Genomic DNA, 21,170 nt, shown 5'->3' on the forward strand with positions numbered 1-21,170 from the left:
TCTGCATATTCTGTCGGGCTTCGACTGTCTTTGGCGCCGAAGGAAAGTCCCCACGCGTTCTGGCATGCGGACGACATTGCCGACAGCATGCGCAAACTCGGCAACGACACGTCCGACGACAATCCGTTACTTGCGCTCGCGCGCTCTGGCCATGAAGCCGCCGAACATCATCATCAGCCGCAACTGCATGACCGCATGGACGTGTCGGACTGGATCACGCGCTGCCTGAAGGACACGATGGATGACTCGGTGGCGAAAATGCAGAGCAGGTTCGCGGTGCTCGCCTCCATAGGCAGCACGGCACCGTTTGTCGGCCTGTTCGGCACGGTATGGGGTATTTATCACGCACTGCTTACGATCAGTACGACGGGTCAGACCTCGATCGACGCCGTGGCTGGCGCCGTGGGCGAAGCACTCATCATGACCGCGTTCGGCCTCTTCGTCGCCATTCCGGCGGTGCTCGGCTACAACGCCCTCACGCGGGCCAACAAGGCGATCGTCACGAAACTCAATCGCATCGCGCACGATCTGCATGCATTCTTCGTGACCGGTGCGCGTATGGCTTCCACCCAAAGCACGCTGAGCGTCGCGGCACGCGCCCGCTGAGGCGGAGGCACGCCGTGGCAACGAGCCCATTTTCCCGCGAAGAAGACGATGGCCAGATGAACGAGATCAACATGACGCCGCTCGTCGACGTGATGCTGGTCTTGCTGATCGTCTTCATGGTGACGGTTCCCGTGATCCGTCACGCCGTGAAGATCGGTCTGCCGCACGCGAGCAGCCGGAAGGAGGACACCAGGCCCGCTCGGATCGACGTGTCGATCGAAGCGGACGGCACCGTGCTTTGGGACGGCGCCGCCGTGGACGACAAGGCGCCGGGAGCGAAGATTGTCGCCGCGGCGCAAACCTCAACCCAACCCGGACTGCACCTGAACGCCGACCGCAAGGTCGCCTATGAGAAGATCGCGCAGGTGATGTCGGCGGCGCAGCGTGGCGGTCTCACAAAGCTCGGCTTCGTGACCGTTCCTGCGCATAACTGATGGTCATGCGCCCAGGCGCAAACGTGTGCCCGTTTGCGGCATTTCGCCGCGATCGTGCCACCCTTGACCGCCTGAGGGCGGGGTATTCGCTACGGCTGCGCCGCGATCCGGGACGACTGCGCCTGACTGCGTTACCATGCGCCCATGCACTCGTCCGCCGCCGCACGCATACGCCTGACCACATGGCTTGCCTTGCTCGCCATGTGGCTGGTCGTCTGTCTGCCGGCAGCCAGCCAGGTTCTGGCGTCGCGTCAGGCGCAGTCGCCGGTAGCCAGGCTCTGTTCGGGCTCGACGGCATCCGCTGGGCAGCAGGGACAACCGTGCCACCACACGGCTACGCTCGCCAGGTGTGGCTACTGCGACTTTCTCGGCACGCATCCGGCACTCTCTTCGCTCACGGCGACAGAGCAGCCCCGGCCGCCATCTGGCCAGCGAGCGCTCGCCGCCCCGGCAATCGATGCTGTCCTGATCACGTTCACCTTCCAGGCCGGACATCCGCGGGACCCTCCGCGTCGCACCTGACCCATCTACGCCCTCCGCGAACAGAGCACACGTCCGCCTCTGTCGAGGCACCGCTGCCTGTGAGCCTGCGCCTTGCGTCCCCGGACAGCTCGCGTGTTTTCACGCGCGCGCTCATGCATTAGCGATTCGAACTTCATTTTTGCTGGCTGCACACCTCAGCGCGTGCATGGCCAACCCGAAACATCATGTTCAACTGGCTTCGCATTTCGCGCGGAACATCTCGCGCGCCATTCTTCATCCCGGCCCTGGTGGCCGGCGCACTCCTTGGCACGACGCTGCTCGCCGGCTGCGATCAAAAGCCCGTGCTCTCGTTCCAGAACCTGGACATCACCGGCAACCGGCAATTCGCCGATCACTTCTCGCTGCCGGATACGAACGGGCAGATCCGCACCCTTGCCGACTATCACGGCAGGATTGTCGTGCTGGTCTTCGGCTATACGCACTGCCCGGATGTATGCCCGACCACGCTTGCTGAGTTATCCCAGGCTTTGCAGCAACTCGGGCCGCAAGACGCCCAACGCGTGCAAGTGCTGTTCGTCTCGCTCGACCCGGCGCGCGACACGCCATCCGTGCTCGCGCAATACGCTGCCGCGTTCAATCCGTCGTTCCGCGCGCTGCGCCCGGCCAACGCGGCCCAACTCAAGCAGATGGCCACTGACTTCCATCTGGTCTATCAAAAGGTACCCGGCTCGACCCACGACAATTACACAATGAACCATACCGCCGCGAGTCTCGTATTCGACACGACCGGCAAGCTGCGGCTTTATGCACGCGACGGCCAGGTCACCACGCCCTGGGTTCACGATCTTCGCGAACTGCTGGACGCAGCCTGAAGCGCCCGCCCTTACCCTTGATTACCGTACCGAACCCGGTATCGCAAACCGTCTGACACCAATCGAACGACTGGACGCCAGACCATATTTTCGTCAACGCAAAACAGGAGATCCTCTCATGCGCCGCACTCTCTGCCGTATTGCCTTCGCGCTGCCTCTCGTCGCAGCCGCACTGCCCTCCTTCGCAGCTTCGTCCGGCTCGATGATGGTGTCCGACTGCTGGATTCGCTCGATGCCAGGCGACACGCCCTCGGGTGGCTACTTCAAGCTCATGAACATGAGCGACAAGCCCGTCGATCTCGTAGGCGTCGGCACAGACGCGTTCGGCATGTCCATGCTGCACCAGACACAAAGCAGTGGCAGCACCTCGAAGATGGTCATGGTGGACAAGGCGACCGTACCCGCCAATGGAACGCTCGCATTTGCGCCGGGCGGCTATCACGTGATGTTCGAAAAGGCGACGAAGCCGCTCACGGTCGGCTCGTCGATTCTGGCCACCTTCAAGTTCGGTGACGGCGAAAGGGTCGAGGCGCAGTGCGCAGTGAAAAACGCGGCGGGCCAATAAACGTCGTTCGCGCAGCCACGCAGCAGTGCGATGCCAGACTCATCGACCGCGGCAGTTCAGTGTGGGGCATCGGCCCGCACGAAGCGGGGGGTAGATCTCATCCCGCGATCGCGGGCTATTTCTGGCTCCCTGCAGTTTGAAGCGAATATTACGGAGTGTTAACGAGCTTCGTCATCCATCAGATTTCGCAGACGGTTTGGACGCCCTGGCAATATCAGTGGCAAACCCTCGAGGCGCCGGAATTCAACTGTTTCCTTCTGAAGCACAGGTGAGCCAGGCGCACCTACGAGGTAGGTTTCGATTGTCGCGAGAGTCGCAAGCCGCTCCGTCGTCATGGCACGCTCTGCGTGGAAAAGGATAGCGAGGTCTACGCGCCCGCTGTCCAGCCACGTCTCTACCTCACCTAACTGGCTCTCGCGAACGTTCAGACGAATGTCTGGATAAGCTGTGTTGATGCGCTCACATAGCGTCGTCATCAGCGGATGGACCGTCGACGGCAAGATACCAATTCGCACTTCGCCGAATGGCGAACCTGAAGAATTCCGAATCTCATTGAACAGCTGGTCTGTGTCCGCGATCCAGGCGCGAATTCTCGGAATAATTCGTTTTCCGAACCCGGTCAACTTCACACCGCGACCAGTCCGCTCGAACAGGCGGCCCCCGCATTCGCGCTCAAACTCGGCTATCTGCCTGCTGACGTTGGACTGGACAGTCTGCCGGAGCGCGGCAACCCGCCTGATGCTTCCGGCCTCCGCTACCTCAATAAATAGCTTGAAGGCTTCCCGTTCCATCGCTGTCTCCACCTATCTCCATTTTTTGATATAGAACAAAGGCATAGACGCTCTCGCCCCTAGGATGTCATTGAGACTGGGCAATGCATGAAAGCGCGTTGCGGGCATCGATCCTCGGCATGGAGAGCAGGCATGCAATCAGGCACATCAGGCGGGCCAGGCGTCCGCGGCAGCACGCGGCGGTCGTTGATCGGAGCGACCGTTGGCTTTTTTATCGGCTTTGGCGCCGTGTCGCTGTTCGGGCCAACAGCGCAAAGCTTCATCAAAGGCATGCAACTGAGTCCCGAACAGGTTGGCCTGCTCGTGGCGATGCCGATGCTCACTGGATCGCTGCTGCGCATTCCGTTCGGCGCATGGGTCGATCTGAACGGAGGGAAGACTCCGTTCCTCGTGTTGCTGCTTGCGTCGGTCGTCGGCATCGGCGGGCTCTACTGGATGTTGCTCTCCCTGTATCCGACGCATCTGACGCCCGAGCATTACCCTTGGCTGCTGCTGTTCGGTGCATTGGGAGGGTGTGGCATTGCCACATTTTCGGTCGGCATCGGGCAGGTCTCCTATTGGTTTCCCAAGGAACGCCAGGGCAAAGCGCTGTCGTTCTACGCAGGATTCGGCAATACCTCGCCCGGCCTCGTGGCGATCGTTCTGCCGCTCATCATCGCGGCAGGCGGACTTTGGGTCGGTTACTTCGTCTCGCTCATCATCGTGCTTGCTGGAATCGGCCTCTATGTCGCGCTCGGCTTCAATGCACCCTACTTCCAGTTGCGCCGCCGAGGCACGCCGCAAGCACAGGCAAGCGCGGCCGCAAAGACGTATGGACAGGAACTGTTCCCGGCGCCCAGCATTTCCCGCGCATTGATCGACTCCGCGGCAAGCTGGCGCACCTGGCCGCTCGTTGCGCTCTATTTCACCTCCTTCGGAGGATTTCTTGCGTTGACCGCCTGGCTGCCGACATTTTGGGGAACGTTCTATCGTGCGCCGCACTGGGTCGCGCTCGGCCTGACCGCTGGCTTCTCGCTCTTTTCGTCGTTGATTCGCGTGCCGGCCGGGGGCTGGTCGGATCGGTTCGGCGGCGAAAAGGTCGCGTTCGCCGCCTATGGACTTCTGCTCGCCGGTGCCGTCATGATGACGCTGTCGCAGAGCTTCGGCATGTCGGCGGCCGGCGAGGTACTGGTAGCGGCGGGGATGGGGATCGCGAACGCGGCCGTTTTCAAACTCGTGCCGCATTACGTCCCCGACGCCGTGGGGGGTACGGCCGGTTGGGTCGGCGGACTAGGTGCGCTGGGCGGCTTCGTAGTACCGCCGATTCTAGGCCACGTCGCACAGACGATGGGGGCGATCGGCTACGCACGGGGCTACGCAGTCTACGTGGTCCTCGCGATCGCCAGCCTGCTGCTGACCGGCCTCCTGTATGCCACGCCGGCTCGGCGCCAACCCGTCGAGCCGCCGCAAGGCTCGACGCGAACGACGGCGCGGCTGTGACTCCAGGAAGGTGCGGAGAAAGCACACCGTCGTCAGTTGGGGGAATGGTTAAGTGACCGCCGCGGCGACAATGTGGGTACCTTTGTCTTGGTGGCCGTAGACGGGGTAGCGGCAAGGCAAGCGTCTATGCGCTGCAGAGCATAACCGCTTACCCAGTTCGCCCCCCCGAACGCCTTCGAGTCTTGCGCGGACGTCGAAGCGCCCGTGGTGACGGCGACCAGCCGACAGCCGGACTCACAGCGGCTTTCCGTTCCTTTTGATTGTATTCGTGGCGCGGCGACGGAGGCTCAGCCTCGCGCCGCCGCGCGAACGTCCCCCGACTGATCTGCATCAACTGGCCTGGCACATCGGCCCGCCGCTCAATGCATGTGCATGCCGCCGTTGACGGCGAAGTTGGCTCCCGTGGTCAGCAGTGGGTCGATGTCGAGCGATCACGCCGGTCGTAGCTTCGACAGCAGGGCTGCTTTATTTCGATTCCAAAAGGCCGATCCGTCAGAGTGCTTGCCGTGTCCTCGACAAAACAGGCGCCCACGTGTGACTATACGAAGGCACTGGGAGGTTCAATGGCTGACCACGACACGTTGCATCCACTACGCCCGCTCCTGAAGAATTGGGTCTGGGAGCATGGTCGCATCGGTACTCGCTATCTGGACTGCATCGATGGCGAAATCAAGTTCGATGAAGGTAAGAAATCGCGCTTTGCGGCCGAAAAATATGTCTATGTACCGCTCGACGAGGACGCTGACGGGGATGCGCCTGCGGCTGGCCCTGTGATCCAGGAGGCGGGACTTGCCCGGTTCTTGCGTGCAGCGCAGTTAGGCAAGCCAGAAGAAGCCGGCTCTGTGGCCGAGGTCCAACGCGCCGTGCAGGACTGCGTGGAGCTTGGGCTGTTCAGCGCCTATCAGCTGGACGCACGTGAAGCATTGGCCCGCTATGAGCAGGAGCCAATGTTCGAGGATGAAATCCGCGCGGCGGTCGTCGCTGATATCCGGCGTATTTACGCGGGCATGCGCGAGCAACTGGCACTGTACGATTTCAGTGTGCTTTACGGCTTGCCCATGCCGCTGCTTATCAGCGATACACCCTTCATCGACTGGCGCGTACGCGCCAGTCCGGCGCTCCCGTTCGTATCACTTCCGCTTGGACCTTACTGCCTGCTGGTAGGCGCGGCGTCGGGCAGGAGCAGCCGCATTGGCCCGGTGGCCTGGAAGGCCGCTGCCGCACTGGGCCCATTGAAGGACCACAACCGGCAAATCGCGAAGCATTCACGCTTGTGGCTGGTGGCGACCACTGACGACCAACTTGTCGCTGTACAAAGCCGCTTCGTTTCAGCAAGGAGCCCCAAGCCAGAGGATGCGACGCGCTGACTGAAGTCGGCAGGGAACGCGCGGTCGGGAGCGGCCGAATCTCGTGCTGGTTGAGCTCCTGTGAAGCGGCAACGTTCCAGTGCGGCCATGAAGTGCCGCTCGCGTCGACTCCACAAACGTCGGGCTGCAGAACAAGAGCGGCCGTTGGCGTTAGTCCTATCGACCTATCTTCGGATAATTCTCAAACGTCTCTTTAATGAGATGGCGTAGCCAGACGTTTGCTGGATCTGCATGCAACCGGGAATGCCAGTGTTGACGCAGCGCGAAAGGGGGCAGTTCGACGGGCGGTGGCATCATCCGGACGGTTCCCAACTTCGAAAAGACTTGTCCTAGTTCCAGAGGGACGGTCGCGATGAGGTCCGGTTGGGCATCGATCAGATGCGGCACTGTCAAAAAATGCGGAGTGGTGAGAAAGATGTTTCGTTTTATGCCGTACGCGTCGAAAGCGCTATCGTACGCCGCGCTGGCTCGTCCGGTCAGCGAGACGACAATCTGCGGCATCGACTCGAATTGGGCACGCGTCAGTGTCTTGCCCACCTTCCTGTTTCGAACACTCACCAGGGTCACGAATGAATGCATGAATAGCTGTTGCTGATAAAGACCTTCTGGCGCGGCGTGAATCGAGCCAAGCGCCAGATCCGCTTCAGCGGAGGAGAGCATGCCTTCAATCTGTTCTAGCGGCACCTGTACCGAACGCACCGTGCAACGCGGCGCGAGCTCGCGGAGGCGGCGGATTAGGGGTGGTAGAAAGACCAGTTCTCCCATGTCCGTCATACAGAGCACGAAAGCACGCTGAGCCGTGAGAGGGTCGAAGCCAGCTTCGGCCACGATGTTTTCCCGAATCGTCGCGATGACTTCCGCGATCGTCGCGCCCAATTGGTCACCCTTCGGTGTGGGCATCATGCCGTCCGCTGTCTTGACGAATAACGGGTCTTCGAAGAATGTCCGGAGTCGATTAAGCGCGTGGCTCATCGCTCCTTGCGTCAGCCCAATATCTTGCGCAGCACGCGTCACGCTTCGTTCGCGGAGCAAGGCGTCGAACACCACCAGCAAGTTCAGATCGAGGTCTCTGATATGCATGCGATGCATTCCGACTATTAATGTCATTAACTTGACGCATCATCGCGCCAAATCTATCTTGCAGTCAAGAGACCGGTTAACCGGCGCAGACACAGAATTTATGGAGACAATCATGTTCATTCAGAACACGTGGTATGTGGCCGCCTGGTCACACGAGGTCGCGTCCGACGCGCTCTTCTCGCGCGTTATCGTGGGAAAGCCAGTGATGATGTATCGCAAGGATGACGGAGGCATCGTCGCCCTTGAAGACCGGTGTTGCCATCGCGGTGCACCGCTTTCCGTCGGCCGTCGTGAAGGCGATTGCGTTCGGTGCATGTATCACGGACTGAAGTTCGACAGCGCCGGCGCCTGCGTCGAAGCGCCCGCGCAGCAGCGCATTCCACCGCGAGCGAAAGTCAGGAGCTACCCCGTCGTGGAGCGGCATCGCTGGATCTGGATCTGGATGGGCGATCCCGCGCTTGCCGACCCGAACTCCATCCCTGATACACATTGGGTCGATGATCCTGCATGGCGCAGCCTGCCAGGGTATATCCACTACCACGTGAACTACCAACTCATCTGCGACAACCTTCTCGACTTCTCGCACTTGCCCTTCGTTCATCCGACCACGCTCGGCGGCTCTGAGGACTACGCGAAAGCGCAGCCTAAAGTCGAGCGTATTGAAAACGGCGTGCGGATTACGCGCTGGGTGCTGAACACCGATGCACCGCCGTTCGCGGCGGCTGTGAAAGGCTGGCCCGGAAAAGTAGATCGATGGAATATTTACGACTTCACGCTGCCCGCTATTCTACGCATGGACTCAGGCATGGCGCCCACAGGCACGGGGGCACGCGATGGTATTCGAGTCGATGCGGCTGAATTCCGCGGATGCCAAGCGCTGACGCCCGAAACCGAGACCTCCACCCATTACTTCTTCGCGCATCCCCACAACTTCGCAACCGACAAGCCCGAGGTCACACGCTCGGTCCACCAGTCCGTTGTCGACGCGTTCGACGAAGACCGGGACATCATCATGGCGCAGCAAAGGAATCTGCAACTGGATCCCAACTTTGAAATGACGCCCTTCGGTATTGATTCGGCACTTTCGCAGTTTCGCGCGGTCGTGAACGCCCGGCTTGAAGAAGAACGTGAGGCCGGCGCCAGAGCCGGAGCGGAGAACTGACATGATCGAGACGAAGGTGACGGCTCTTAGGATCGAGGCCGACGGAATAATCGGAATCGATTTACGTTCCATTGACGGCTCGCCGCTTCCGCCGTTCGAACCGGGAGCGCATGTTGATGTCCATTTGCCTGATGGCATGACGCGTCAATACTCGTTGTGCAACGAGGCTTGGGACCGCTCGCGGTATTGCCTCGGGGTCGGACGATCGACGACGTCACGAGGCGGTTCCACTTATATCCACGAACAGCTGAGGTTGGGCGACACGTTGTCGATCGGTGAGCCGCGAAAGCTGTTCGGATTGTCTCCTGTCGCGAAGCGCCATCGTTTCATAGCAGGCGGCATCGGCATCACGCCAATACTTTCAATGATCCGCTGGTGCGTGCGTCACCAACTGCCGTGGGAACTCTACTATTGCGTGCGTTCGCGCGCAAAGGCCGGGTGGCTCGATGAACTGCACTCATTCGGCGGAATTGTCCATTTGTTCGCCGACGACGAAAAAACAGGGCACCTCCTGACTGGCGTCAGCGAAATGATGCATGACTTGCAACCGGAAGAGCATGTTTACTGCTGCGGACCGGCAGGGCTAATGGACGCGGTCGCAGCGTATGGCGCGACAGTAAACCTTCCTCCGGAGCGGATTCATTTCGAGCGATTCGCTGCACCTGTCAAAGACGAAGGCGCGACGGACAAAGGGTCGTTCTCCGTCGTCCTCGTCAGACAGGGTCTTACATGCGTCGTCGAAGCTAACGAGTCAATTCTAGAATGCCTCGAGCGCCACGGCGTACACGCTACACATTCCTGCAGAGAAGGCCTCTGTCGGAGTTGCGAAGTGGCGTTGCTGTCAGGAGAGGCAGACCATCGCGATTACGTGCTCAGCGACGACGAGCAAAAGGAAAACCGGTCACTGATGATCTGCGTGTCCCGTGCTGTTTCGCGTGAGTTGGTGATCGATCTCTAGCATCGCGAACGGTGGTTAGCGGATTTGAATCGCCCAATGACTGGTCGCTGTCTGAATGCAGACCTCCGCCGTGCGTTCGCGAATGTCGCCTGAGGGTCGCTTTATGCCTTTTGCATGAGAAGCCGCGCCCGCGGCGATCGCCACCCTTGGTCGTCGGGCGCTAGCCGGCCATGAAGAGGCGTTCGCAGTCACCCCGCGAGCGCCTGCTTACCGGCCGAGTCCGGCCGTTTGCGGTTTTCCTGTCGACCTTGGCGCGACGACTTCGAATCGTCCGCATGCTCAAGCTCTTCGGGCGTGATCGGGAGCGCCGTACCGGTAACGTTGTTGCCGCAGTCCCTGCTATAGATGGCTATAGGGTGATTGGCTGCGAGGTTCCAACGGGATGGCGCTAATGGACGCAGCGGTCGCTGCCGCAGTGGCCGCGATGACGGTGATTGCGCTCCAACCAACGTTCGCTACGATTGTCCCCGCGATGGCCGTGCCGATGGCGCCAGCCGCGTAATAGAGCGTGAGGTACGCGGCGTTCAATGAGCCGGAGCGTGCCGGGTTGATGGTGACGATGCTTGCCTGGTTTGCCACCTGTGCAGCGAAGCATCCAGCATCGAAAATAGCCAGCGCCGTCGCCAACCAGGCTGGGTGGCCGAGCGCCGTAGTGAGTGAGATTGCCGAGAGTGCTGCCACTGCCAGTCCGATGAGTGTAACTGCACGGCTGCCGAAACGGTCCGCGAGGCGACCGGCTATGCGGGTGACGAAGAGTCCGAGGACGCCGGCAAGGCTGTAGAGCCCGATGGCAGCTGCGCTCAGACTGTACGGTGGAGCAGCCAGTCGGATAGCAAGGCCGACCCAGATCAGGTTGAAGGCGAAAAACCAGAGCATGCCAGCGCAGGTACGTCGGCGTAGTTGTGCCGATTCGCGCAGTAGCAATGGAATCGTACGCAATGTGGCGAGGTATCTGCCATGCCAGTGTGGTCGTTCTGCGGGCAGGAAAGACCGCGCGCACAGCGCTGCAAGAATCGCGAACCCGGCGAAGACGAGGAGCGCGCCACGCCATCCACACCAACGGGTCAGAAGTCCCCCAACAAACCGACTGAGCAGGATTCCCGCCGAGATGCCAGCGGATATGGCGCCCATACTGCGTGCTCGGTTGTCGCGTCCTGCGTGTTTGCCGACGACAGCGCTGCATTGAGCCGCAACTGTCGTGGTTGCGCCGACAAGGATGAAACAACCGATCAACACGGCCGGGCTTTGTGCTGCGGCTGCGAGAACCAGAGCAAGCGCGAGTGCCCCCATCTGTCCAGGGATAAGTGTCCGCGGGCTGACCCTATCGACCAGCGGAACCAGTAGGACCAGTCCCAGGAGGTAGCCAATCATCGTTGAAGACGCGACCGTGGTGATGAGCGTAACGGGAGCGCTGAAGTCGCGTGCGACATCGGACAGCGCTGGCTGTATGGCGTAGTCGTTCGCGATGGCTCCGCCGGCGGCAATGGCGAGTACCGCGACTGCGGTACTCGATACCCGCGCATTCCTGTCACCGGCGTTCACTTCTTCGTCCTGACCGCGACGGCTTCGACTTCGACCAGGATCGTGTCCTCTACGAAAGGCAGGGCGTGCACTAGCGAGAACGCCGGGCGGATTTCACCGTAGACCTCACCGTGAGCGCGGGCTGCGTCTTCCCAATGCTCGAAGTCCGAGACGACCAGGCGGCTCTGGACAACATCAGAAAGGGAAAAACCGCTGTCGGTGAGCACTTTCTCGATGGTTGCCAGCGCATCGCGGGTCTGTGAGTACACATCCGATCCTTTGCCTGCGGTCCCCGAGATATAAATCGTGTCGTTCAGGACTACTGCCCGTGAATATCCGACCTTGGGCTCCCACGGGGAACCCGTGCTGATGAGTTGACGCATGCTGAACCTTCCTCTCACAATGGTTGGACAGAATAACTACTTGGGTAGTAGTCGAAGACGATTGTATACTACTGAGGTAGTTAATCAAGTGCCATGGTCGTTATTCAGGTAGCCAACAGGAAAGGTCAACGCATGACCGCAGACTCCGAGCTGATCGCCTCCCTAACCCGTCTGGGTTTCACGCAATACGAAGCGCAGGCGTATACGGCGCTCGTCGGCCAGACTCCGATTACCGGTGCCGAGGTTGGTCGGAGGGCCGCCATGCCACCCTCGAAGGTCTACGAGACGCTGACCCGTCTTGAAGCCAGGGGGGCGGTGCTGGTCAATCGGTCCGAACCAGTCCGCTATGCGGCCGTGCCTCACACAGCGCTGCTGGATGAATTGCGTACGCGTTTCAATGCCGATCTCGACTCGGCGGCGGCGGCGCTTGATCGCCTGCCGGTGCAGCAGGAACCTGGTCTAGTTTGGTCACTGAGTGGCAGGGAGCCAATCGTTCAGGCCTTTGCACGCACCATCGCGAATGCGAAAGCGAGTATTTTCGCGGGCATTTGGGATGAAGAACTCGACGAGCTGGGGCCGTTGCTTGAAGCGGCAGCCGCACGAGGGATTGACACCCATGTAGCCATCTACGGTACTAAAGCCCTAAATGGTCCCCATACGTACGACATGGCCGAATGCGGCGCCAGTGCCAGGTTGAGACTCTCAGGCCGACGCCTGGCCGTGATGGTTGCCGACGACAACGATGCTGCAGTGGCAGAGTTCGGTGACCGTACGCCGGATCAAGCCACCCTCACCACCAACCCGGTTATCGCTCTGCTTGCAGTTGAGTACATCAAGGCCGACATCAGTGGGCGTCTCATGATTAATAGCATGACGCCGGCCGCGTATAGAAAACTTCTGGCCACACCTGACATGCAGGCAATGCTTCGTCCCGTCGCGAACCAATAGCCATCGACTGTCTCTTCGCAACAGATTCAGTGGCCGCTGTAGTGTTCATTGAAGACGATCAAGTTGACATAGCGAATGGCCGGGAAGGGTCGCTTTATGCCTTTTGCATGAGAAGCCGCGCCCGCGGCGATCGCCACCCTTGGTCGTCGGGCGCTAGCCGGCCAACTCCGGTCATTGGATCGATCAAAGCCCCAGTCACACGAACGGCTCCTTCGCATTCGACAGCAGCCGTCCGGAGCCGGACGTCACAAGCATTCTGGCGTGCACACATAGGATCAATTCTGCTCGATAGTCTGCCCCTCAACCTGCCCGAATTGCTGCCTCAATGCGAGCTTATTCACCTTTCCCGTTGCCGTGAAAGACAGACACTCCACAAATCTTACGTCATCCGGTAACCACCATTTGGCGACTTTACCCTCAAAAAATTCAAGCACTTGTCCGACGGAAATCGTGCTGCCCTCTTTGCGCACCGCTATCAAGATAGGACGTTCGTCCCACTTCTGATGCGCGCGGCCAATGCAGGCGACGGCCTCGATTTCCGGATGGGAGATTGCAATATTCTCCAAGGCTATGGATGAAATCCATTCGCCGCCTGATTTGATGACATCTTTGCTCCGGTCTGTGATAAGCAGGAAACCATCCTCGTCTATAGTTGCCACGTCTCCCGTAGCGAACCACCCGTCACTGAGCGCAGAGGCAGACGCGCCGAAGTAGCGTTCGACCACCCAATGTCCTCGCACCATCAGTTCCCCACTCGTTCGCCCGTCCCGTGGGAGTTCTGCGCCGTCGAGCCCGACCGTTTTCAGTTCGATCCCCGGCACGGCTCGCCCCTGCTTCGAGTCAGTCAGCAGTTGTTCTTCGAGCGCCTTTTTGCTGCAGCCTCTTGAGGGCGTGCATACCGTACCTAACGGTGAAGTCTCGGTCATTCCCCAACCATGCACGGCGCGAATCCCGAGTTTCCTGAAGCTTGCCGCGAGGCTCGGCGGACAGGCGGCACCGCCGACAATCACCCGTTGAAGGGTACTACATCGCCTTCCGGTGCGCGCTAGATGCTCCACGAAAGCAAGCCAAACTGTCGGTACCCCAGCCGACATTGTGACGCCTTCCTCTGCGAAGAGTGTGGAAAGTGATTCCCCATCCAGCTTAGCGCCGGGAAAGACAAGCTTGGCGCCCACAAGCGGAGCCGAAAAAGGCGTTCCCCACGCGTTAACATGGAACATTGGAACGACAGGCGCGAGGGTATCCCGGGTCGAAAGGCACAACGCGTCGGGCAGAGCTGACGCGTACGACATTAGCGTAAGCGACCGATGGGAATACAACACGCCTTTTGGATCGCCCGTAGTACCAGACGTATAGCAGAGTATCGCCGCGTGTTCTTCATCGAAGCTTGGCCAGACGAAGTCTGGCGCTCGTTCCGCAATGAGTGTCTCGTAGCTTTCAAGGGGCACTGATAAATCATGAGGCAGCGCGTCCTCGGAGCACAACATGACCCACTTCTCGACATTCCGACACTGTGGAGCTATCTGTTCAACCAGCGTCGCAAAGGTCGCGTCAAAAAAGACGTACCGATCCTCGCCGTGATTAATGATGTACGCGATTTGATCGGGAAACAGACGGGGGTTGATCGTATGGCAGACAGCGCCAATACCGGTAACCCCATAGTAGAGCTCCATGTGCCGGTAGCCGTTCCAGGCCAACGTGCCGACACGATCACCAGATCCGATACCTCGTTTAATCAAGGCGTGTGCTACTTGCTTACAGCGGTCGTGACAATCTTCGTAGCCGTAGCGATGAATGTCGCCCTCCACTCGGCGGGAAACAATCTCGACATCAGAATAGTGTCGAGCAGCCGCCTGAATGATAGACGAGAGCAACATAGGAATGTGCATCATCTGGCCGAACAGCTCCATGGAATTTGACTCCTAACAGCGCAGTTTTCCTGCCAACAGAATGATACGAGGCCTCTTACGAGAAGTGGCTGCGTACAGTGTTTGAATCGCTGGTTCGCGAGACATGCGAACCAGCGTGAATTGCACGGTGCGGTATATCAATGAGTGGGCTGCGTAGCTAACCGAAGACTCTCGCGAACGGAAATCACCCCGTCGACGTTCCTTGCAGCCTGGACCGCGAGAGGAATCTGACTGGCGTCCTGGACCACTCCAGACAAGATAATGTTGCCGTCAGAAGCCTTAACAAATATTCCGGTAGCGTCTAGTCCCTTTATGCGCGAGAGCGCCTTCAAAACCCGTTTTGACAAGGCCCGGTTTGCGGCGCGCACGGCCTTTGGTGATGTCGGTGCGGACGCCACTTCACCATTCGAATTGCCGCTCGCGGGCTGTGCCGGTTGCGCGAGCGCATTCAATGTGAAGAGCAAGCACACCAATGTAACGCCTCTCACTGTAATCCGATGCATATCTTCTCCGCTGAGTATTGATTAGATTGCGGGCGAAATCGGCTGGAACTCCATGCGATCGCCGATACGCCATCGTTAGAACTTTGTTTGTAGTCCGGCCGATACGCCGGTGATACCCGAACTCCCGGGGCTCCGATTGAGAACAGCGATATTCGTCGGGTCGTTCTTGTAGGCACCCGAAAAATGATTTCGGTCGGCTTCCACGTAAACTTCTGTTCGCTTTGAGAGGAAATATTCGGCTATCACATACGCGGTCTGCTTGTGACCACTGGCGCCATTTACGTTGCCCAGGTTGCTGGCGATGTCATCGTAATAGGCAGCGGTCACCGCAAATGCCGGCGTAATTTGCCAGACGACGCCTCCCTGCGGTACGTCGTCACGTCGCTGTGAAGGAGCTTTCGTGGAACCACTCACGGTTAGTACCAGATAGCTGAGATAAGCGCGAACGGGTCCCATCTGCCACACGCCACCGGCGTAATAGTTCTGTGCCATCTGGCTTGCATCCGCATTGTAGGTGCGTTGATACGCAATACCGCCTCTTAGCGGTCCCGTATCGTAGCTAGCAGCCGCCGAGTAGTTGGATCCTGCGCGCTGGTTCCCGGCGACACCGCCGAATGAATAGCTTGCACTAAGCTTTGCTCCGGCGAATCCGTTTGTGTACTTCACGGAATTGTTGAAGCGGCTATCCAAGGTGAAAAAGTTAACACCGAGAAGGCCGCCCGGTGTGATCGCAGGATCTGCACCGCCGATATGTGAGGGATCCAGAGAAATGCCTAAATCCTCAAATGAACTGAACTGACGTCCCATCGTCAGACGTCCATACGTCCCATCCAACCCAACATATGCCTGACGGGACCAAAGGACGTTATTTGTGGCCAAGGCGCCGTTTGAGGAGTTGAAGCCGTTTTCCAGACGGAAAATGATCTTCACTCCGCCACCGATGTCTTCGGAACCGGTCAGACCGAAGCGGTTTGGCGCGATGACATTGGAATATTCGACTGTCGATCCTCCCTTTGTTCCATTAACCCATCTGACGCCTCCGCCAACAATACCGTATAGGCTCACACTTGACTGTGCGTGCGCAAGATTGAATGCCGAGGACAGAAAGATTGCAGAAAGTAGTATCTTTGTCATTAGTATAACTATATAAAAACTGAATTGTGATGGCCTAAACGTCACCGCCAATCGCGTCTGCCCAGCTTGGGGCCAGCAGTGCCAGTTAACGGAAAACGGTCTCCAAAGGCGTCTGTCTCCTCGACGCCAAAACATCGCTGCCGGAATACTGCTTCATGAACTTCTGCTTTCCGGCAAACGGCAGATAAAACTAACGCTGTGACCGCGGCCTTTCGGTGCGGTTAAGAGCTGAAAATCATGATCTCGTGCGGCGAAGTGCGTAAGCCATACCGTCCGGGCTAAGGATCGCTCCAGCTGGATTGGCTATGCCGCTGCATCCGGCGATCGAACGCATTACTGGCCGCCGCGATGATCTCGCTCCCCGACGCCGTCCAGCAGAGTCGCTTGGGAGCATGATTTTCTTGATTTACAGCTCAGGTACTAAACGCTTCATCATGCGTGCGTGGGGGATCAGGTCGTCATATCGGCCTGATTCGCTCACGGTCGCCCCGTTATTTCCTCAAAGGTTCTATTGCGTGTTCTCGGGCCGGCTAGTCCGATGGTGAGCACCGCGACGAGCATGCAGCCGCTGATCGTAAGGAACACTGTCGCGACGCCGCCACGCGTCAAAGCAAAGGCAACGATGTACCCGCTGATTGCCGCAGACAATCTCGTAAACGAGTACACGAAACCAACGGCGCGGGCTCTTATGGAAGTGGGGAAGATCTCGCTTTGGTAGGCATGACCGTGAAAGCTCAAGGCCGCATTCGCGAATGTCAATCCGATCCCCGTGCTGATCCAGCCAATGGGGGAGGCTGAGTGTGCGAAGATGACACCCAATACAATGGCGATCAAGCCAATCACGATGATTTGATGCTTACGTTCGAATCGATCTGCCAGCAAAGCGACCAATATTGGCCCCAACGGCGCTGCAAGGCTGACGCCGAAGGTATAGAACAGGCTGTGCTTCAGCGGCACCCCCTGCGCCTCCAGGAGGGTGGGGATCCAGTTGCTGAACCCGTAGTAGGCGATGTTCTGAAAGACGAAGTAGACGATCATCATTAACATCGCATTCCGCACGTAGCGAGGGGCGGGGCGGTTTGCCGTGCGGGGTTCTGTCGCTGCTGGCGCAACCGCCGCGGGCTGCGCTCCACCGTCAAAGGCATCGAGCACGGCGTGCGCCTCCTCCCGACGCCCCTGGGATGCAAGCCAACGCGGGGACTCCGGTAGATTTCGGCGAAATATCCAGAATGCCGCCGCGCCCGCCGCCGGAAGGAAGGTCAACCACCTCCACCCCGTGACGCCGAATATCGAGTGCGGGATCATGACGGCCGCCAGCAGGGCTGCGATGGGGATTGCAGAATACTCGATGGATTTACCCATGCCGAATGCCTTGCCCCGGAGGTGCTTGGGCATGATTTCCACGATGAAGCAGTCGATTGCGACCGATTCGGCGCCAAGTCCGACACCCGCCAGGAATCGCCAGAAGCAGACCCAGATTGAGTCGTTCTGCAACCCCATGACGAATGTCGCGAGAGCGTAGGAGGCCAGCGCATAGCCGAACACGGCTTTGCGACCGAATCGATCTCCTAATCCTGCAAAGCCGATCACGCCGACGTACAGGCCGAGGAAGGTGGCCGCTATGAAGGTTGCCTGGTCGGAAAATCCAAACAGACCAGCATTACCTGTCTTGAAAATTCCCGCTGCCACGAGCCCGGGCGAGAGGGGTGCCGTCAAAGCAAGGTCGTAAATCTCGAAGAAGCCGCCTACCGCGATTAGGGCGACCCAACCCCAAAGGCGCGTTGATCCGTTCAATGCATCAATGCGCGCACCTATCTGTGCCACTGCGGCGGCATTCTCGGGATTGTTGCGCGAGGACACGCGATCTTCCGTGGCCCTTGCAGCTGTCAAAATTCTGTTCAATTTGCCTCCTCCTGAGTCGACCGGTCAGTCGAGCCGGACGCTCAATAGCGGAATGAACTGCTGCCCGCCGTGCAGATCCGACGCCCCCAGTGCACCTTGCGTCGATGGATGCGGGATGCTGAACTTGAATGCGCGAGCGCTGTCACATTCGAAGAACCGAACCTTGTCGGGCGTGGTGCGATACAGGCGCGAGAACATCTCCACGTTGAGCGCCCCGGAGCGCTTGACGAGTCGATAGCCCTCGTCATCGCTGAACAGGATGTCAAAGGTCAAGACAAAAGGGCCTGCGTTCTTGCTGCGGATCATCGCCGCGATGTCAGAGAGTTGCATCCTTGGTTTCCTGGATATGCGTGATGTTGGTCCTGAACATGGACACCGGGGAATCGGGCAGCACGACGTGATTTATGTTGAATGCGTACACCGGACCACGTTCAATGTGCGCCGGGTTGTGCAGACAAGCGAAGCCCGTTATCGATCCTTTCCACTTGGTCGTGGGCTGGTGCAGCAACGGTTGCCGCGTCAATTGCACCAGTGCGGTGGCGATCCGCTGGTCCGGAGCGGTTGCTTCGACAACGAGCCCGATCTCATGCGGGATTTGTGCGCGATCTGGCTCAAGCGCCCCCATTACGCCGTCGCGGCCGTATGCGTGGTAGTCGATCCTGGCGCCCATCGCGTCCAACGACTTACCGAATACCTTTTCCACCGACAGCTGGACACGCTCGATCACTTTGCCGAGCCAGTCGTCAAATTCCCCCAGGATGAAAGGATCGCGGATGCCCCCCACCATGATGCTTTGATATCCCACAAGTTCGGCGCCTTCGAGCTTGATGGTGGTCTGCTCAGCTGGCCTGAACTTGCTTCCCCGTATCCGCACGCTGGTCTCGTCAATCTGCTCATAAACGGTCTCGCTAATGTCCAGTACGCCCGAGGCCTCTGTGAAGCAAAACGGATCGGCGTTCTCGTAGAGACTATGCGCGGCGACGGATTGTGTCGTGCAACGCAAACCTGGGCCGATCGGCTGGATCACCACTTCGTCTGGCCGCACATAGCCGACCACCATCCCATGCGCCGGCCTTTCGCAAACCGACGGGCCACATTCGACAACCTTGCCCGCGTGCCAGGCGAGTCCATGCGGCAGGCCCATCTGGATCGGCATAGCCGCATAGAGCGCCGGATCGCTGCAGCGCCCAGCGACAACAAGATCGACGCCAGCGGCGAGCGCCGCCTGCAACGGTTCGACGCCCATCATGCCGACTATGCGCTCGCTTCGCCGGATCGTTGTTTCATCGAGATGGGGAGCCGGATTGAGGGCGCGGATTCGCCCCTGCCCAAGTTTTTCGAGCAGGAAGTCCTTTGACTGCTCCGAGCGAATCTCGGCCACCTTGAGCTCCAGCCCCTCAGAGGCTGCGACCTCGTGCACGATCTCCATGAACCAGTCAACGTGCACGTCTGCGCCGCCCGTGCCTACCGAGCCAACCAGCAGTGGCACCTTGGCGGGCACTGTGTTTCGCAACAGGGTCGTGAGATCTCGCAAGATCGCTTCTCGTGGAAACGCGCACACGCCCATTCCCAATGCAAACGGACCGGCGTCCGTGGTGCCGGCGTCGGCAGCAACGAAATGTGGCTCGCATGCCATCGCCTTGCGCAAGCTCTCTTCGGGGACGCCGATGCCGAGCATCCCGCTCGCGGCAATAAACCTGCATTCCTTCATGTTGTCTCCACCCGGATGTTCAATGACCCGGTAGGAACAAGTGTCGATGTATATGGCATCGCCAGTCAATCTCGATGATAATTGTCGATATATCGACTTTTCCTTCCCCCCCATGACAAGCACAACACCCGTACCGCTGGGCTCCAGCGATAGCCTTTACATGACGGCCGAGGAAGCCGCGAGCGCACTGAATGTAAGCGTGCCCACGCTCTACACCTATGTCAGCCGCAAGAACATTCGTGCGCACAAGACTCGCGGCAGCCGGGTCAGCCGGTACCTGCGCTCGGATATCGAACAGATCAAGTCCGGCGTCGCGCCTGCCTCAGCGCGCGACACCGCGCCGGGTCTCACGGGTTCGTCTGCTATCACCTTGATGACGGAGGCAGGCTCCTTCTATCGCGGCGTGAGTGCCATCGATCTGGCAGAGGAGGCCACCTTGGAGGACGTTGCCAGGCTACTGTGGGATGCCGGCGAGTTCGATCCGTTTGAAGGCTCTGCGACCTCGCCCCCCCCGCAGAGCGGTGCGCTGCTCAAAGCCTGTGCCGGCTACAGTGCGCTGGACCGCGCCATCATGCTGCTTCCCGCCATCGAGGGGGCTAATCCTCGCGCGCATGACCTCGGCAAGCATGGCTTTCTTCGCTCTGGGGCAGACGTGTTGCGCTGGTTCGCAGCCTGGATGCTGGGACAGTCATCTCCAGCCAGGCTGCCGCTGCATCAGTACATTGGCGCAACGACAAAATGTGGGCCGAAACTTGAGGATGCCGTACGCAGGGTGCTCGTTCTTTCGGCCGATCAGGCGTTGCATCCCGCAACCTACGTCGCTCGCGCTGCTGCCAGCACCGGCGCAACGCCCTATCGGTGCGTGATTGCTGGACTCTCGGCCGCCACGGGCAAACGCTTGCCGGCTGTTCGCGTCGGTGCGTTTTCCCGCTTTCTGGCCGAAATCGACAACGCGCAGGACACGACCGAGCCAGTCAGAATTCGCATGCGGGAGAGCGAAGACATTCCCGGGTTTGGCTACTCGCCATTCAATGCTCCAGATCCGCGTTCGGCGGCGTTGTGGGCTTCCTTGCGCGTTCTGTTGGCTACCGACCGAAACTTTGCGGGCTTTGCGCGCGCCATCGACCTCGCCGTTGATCTTACGGGCCAGCAACCGGATTTCGCCCTGCTGGCTGCCTATGTGAACCGCCGCATCGGCGCCGAGCCAGACGCGAATCTGGTGCGGCTAGGGCGCATTGCCGGTTGGGTGGCACATGCGTGGGAGCAGCAAAACGAGATGCCCCTGGTACGCTGGAAGGTCAACTACAACGGTATTTTGCCAGGTTGATATTTATATCGACGCAGTCAATCGATATTGACAG

General features: G+C 59.5%; 20 protein-coding genes and 1 pseudogene. 11 read left to right on the forward strand and 10 right to left on the reverse strand.

What is annotated here, in order from left to right:
• Positions 1-18 precede the first annotated feature (18 nt).
• The 5 genes and pseudogenes from P5W99_RS38465 to P5W99_RS38485 form a co-directional block, all read left to right on the forward strand.
• Positions 19-606 (forward strand): annotated as a pseudogene (locus P5W99_RS38465) (MotA/TolQ/ExbB proton channel family protein); the annotation flags it as partial.
• A gap of 14 nt (positions 607-620) precedes the next feature.
• A complete protein-coding gene (locus P5W99_RS38470) occupies positions 621-1,040 on the forward strand; it encodes an ExbD/TolR family protein (protein WP_434667159.1) in 420 nt (139 codons plus the stop codon).
• 201 nt (positions 1,041-1,241) lie between these two features.
• Positions 1,242-1,562, forward strand: coding sequence for a DUF2946 family protein (locus P5W99_RS38475; protein ID WP_434668410.1), 321 nt, complete (start codon positions 1,242-1,244; stop codon positions 1,560-1,562).
• 185 nt (positions 1,563-1,747) lie between these two features.
• Positions 1,748-2,395 carry an SCO family protein gene (locus P5W99_RS38480; protein ID WP_434667162.1) on the forward strand — a complete coding sequence of 216 codons (648 nt, stop codon included), beginning with the start codon at positions 1,748-1,750 and terminating at the stop codon, positions 2,393-2,395.
• A 118-nt stretch (positions 2,396-2,513) separates the two neighbouring features.
• On the forward strand, positions 2,514-2,960 hold the full coding sequence (locus tag P5W99_RS38485; RefSeq protein ID WP_434667165.1) for a copper chaperone PCu(A)C: 447 nt from the start codon (positions 2,514-2,516) through the stop codon (positions 2,958-2,960).
• 158 nt (positions 2,961-3,118) lie between these two features.
• Here P5W99_RS38485 and P5W99_RS38490 read toward each other — a convergent pair whose 3' ends face one another.
• Positions 3,119-3,751: a LysR family transcriptional regulator gene (locus P5W99_RS38490; RefSeq protein ID WP_434667168.1), complete on the reverse strand. Its 633-nt coding sequence runs from the start codon at positions 3,749-3,751 to the stop codon at positions 3,119-3,121.
• A 132-nt stretch (positions 3,752-3,883) separates the two neighbouring features.
• Between P5W99_RS38490 and P5W99_RS38495 the strand changes: the two genes are divergently transcribed.
• Positions 3,884-5,230 (forward strand): MFS transporter, encoded by a 1,347-nt coding sequence (locus tag P5W99_RS38495; protein ID WP_434667171.1) that lies wholly within the window; start codon positions 3,884-3,886, stop codon positions 5,228-5,230.
• A 563-nt stretch (positions 5,231-5,793) separates the two neighbouring features.
• Entirely contained in the window at positions 5,794-6,597 is an 804-nt protein-coding gene (locus tag P5W99_RS38500; RefSeq protein WP_434667174.1) for a hypothetical protein, read from the forward strand.
• A 156-nt stretch (positions 6,598-6,753) separates the two neighbouring features.
• Here the strand turns inward: P5W99_RS38500 and P5W99_RS38505 are convergent, their stop codons facing one another.
• Positions 6,754-7,677 carry a LysR family transcriptional regulator gene (locus tag P5W99_RS38505; protein WP_434667177.1) on the reverse strand — a complete coding sequence of 308 codons (924 nt, stop codon included), beginning with the start codon at positions 7,675-7,677 and terminating at the stop codon, positions 6,754-6,756.
• Between the two features lie 112 nt (positions 7,678-7,789).
• On the opposite strand from P5W99_RS38505, the gene P5W99_RS38510 reads away from it, so the two are divergent.
• Entirely contained in the window at positions 7,790-8,839 is a 1,050-nt protein-coding gene (locus tag P5W99_RS38510; protein WP_434667179.1) for a Rieske 2Fe-2S domain-containing protein, read from the forward strand.
• Position 8,840: 1 nt separating this feature from the next.
• The gene (locus P5W99_RS38515; protein ID WP_434667181.1) at positions 8,841-9,797 is read left to right on the forward strand and encodes a PDR/VanB family oxidoreductase; all 957 of its coding nucleotides are present in this window, start codon (positions 8,841-8,843) and stop codon (positions 9,795-9,797) included.
• Between the two features lie 339 nt (positions 9,798-10,136).
• Here P5W99_RS38515 and P5W99_RS38520 read toward each other — a convergent pair whose 3' ends face one another.
• Both P5W99_RS38520 and P5W99_RS38525 read right to left on the reverse strand, forming a co-directional pair.
• Positions 10,137-11,339, reverse strand: a complete 1,203-nt coding sequence (locus P5W99_RS38520) for an MFS transporter (RefSeq protein ID WP_434667184.1) — start codon at positions 11,337-11,339, stop codon at positions 10,137-10,139.
• Positions 11,336-11,701, reverse strand: a complete 366-nt coding sequence (locus P5W99_RS38525; protein WP_047851969.1) for a RidA family protein — start codon at positions 11,699-11,701, stop codon at positions 11,336-11,338. The genes P5W99_RS38520 and P5W99_RS38525 overlap by 4 nt, the downstream gene beginning before the upstream one ends.
• A gap of 132 nt (positions 11,702-11,833) precedes the next feature.
• Between P5W99_RS38525 and P5W99_RS38530 the strand changes: the two genes are divergently transcribed.
• A complete protein-coding gene (locus tag P5W99_RS38530; RefSeq protein ID WP_047851968.1) occupies positions 11,834-12,649 on the forward strand; it encodes a TrmB family transcriptional regulator in 816 nt (271 codons plus the stop codon).
• A 275-nt stretch (positions 12,650-12,924) separates the two neighbouring features.
• On the opposite strand, the gene P5W99_RS38535 is transcribed toward P5W99_RS38530, so the two are convergent.
• From P5W99_RS38535 to P5W99_RS38560, 6 genes are all read right to left on the reverse strand, one after another.
• Positions 12,925-14,559: a 3-(methylthio)propionyl-CoA ligase gene (locus tag P5W99_RS38535; protein ID WP_434667188.1), complete on the reverse strand. Its 1,635-nt coding sequence runs from the start codon at positions 14,557-14,559 to the stop codon at positions 12,925-12,927.
• Between the two features lie 137 nt (positions 14,560-14,696).
• Positions 14,697-15,062, reverse strand: a complete 366-nt coding sequence (locus P5W99_RS38540; protein ID WP_434667190.1) for a BON domain-containing protein — start codon at positions 15,060-15,062, stop codon at positions 14,697-14,699.
• Between the two features lie 75 nt (positions 15,063-15,137).
• The gene (locus P5W99_RS38545; protein WP_434667193.1) at positions 15,138-16,196 is read right to left on the reverse strand and encodes a porin; all 1,059 of its coding nucleotides are present in this window, start codon (positions 16,194-16,196) and stop codon (positions 15,138-15,140) included.
• Positions 16,197-16,673: 477 nt separating this feature from the next.
• The gene (locus P5W99_RS38550; RefSeq protein WP_434667196.1) at positions 16,674-18,098 is read right to left on the reverse strand and encodes an MFS transporter; all 1,425 of its coding nucleotides are present in this window, start codon (positions 18,096-18,098) and stop codon (positions 16,674-16,676) included.
• A gap of 24 nt (positions 18,099-18,122) precedes the next feature.
• Positions 18,123-18,428 (reverse strand): DUF4387 domain-containing protein, encoded by a 306-nt coding sequence (locus tag P5W99_RS38555; protein WP_434667199.1) that lies wholly within the window; start codon positions 18,426-18,428, stop codon positions 18,123-18,125.
• Positions 18,415-19,809, reverse strand: a complete 1,395-nt coding sequence (locus P5W99_RS38560) for an acyclic terpene utilization AtuA family protein (protein WP_434667202.1) — start codon at positions 19,807-19,809, stop codon at positions 18,415-18,417. Before P5W99_RS38560 ends, P5W99_RS38555 begins: the two co-directional genes overlap by 14 nt.
• 46 nt (positions 19,810-19,855) lie before the next feature.
• Here P5W99_RS38560 and P5W99_RS38565 point away from each other — a divergent pair, with 46 nt between their 5' ends.
• Positions 19,856-21,136 (forward strand): citrate synthase family protein, encoded by a 1,281-nt coding sequence (locus tag P5W99_RS38565; protein ID WP_434667204.1) that lies wholly within the window; start codon positions 19,856-19,858, stop codon positions 21,134-21,136.
• Positions 21,137-21,170 lie beyond the last annotated feature (34 nt).

The organism is Paraburkholderia sp. A3BS-1L (assembly GCF_051125215.1).
Classification (GTDB): domain Bacteria; phylum Pseudomonadota; class Gammaproteobacteria; order Burkholderiales; family Burkholderiaceae; genus Paraburkholderia.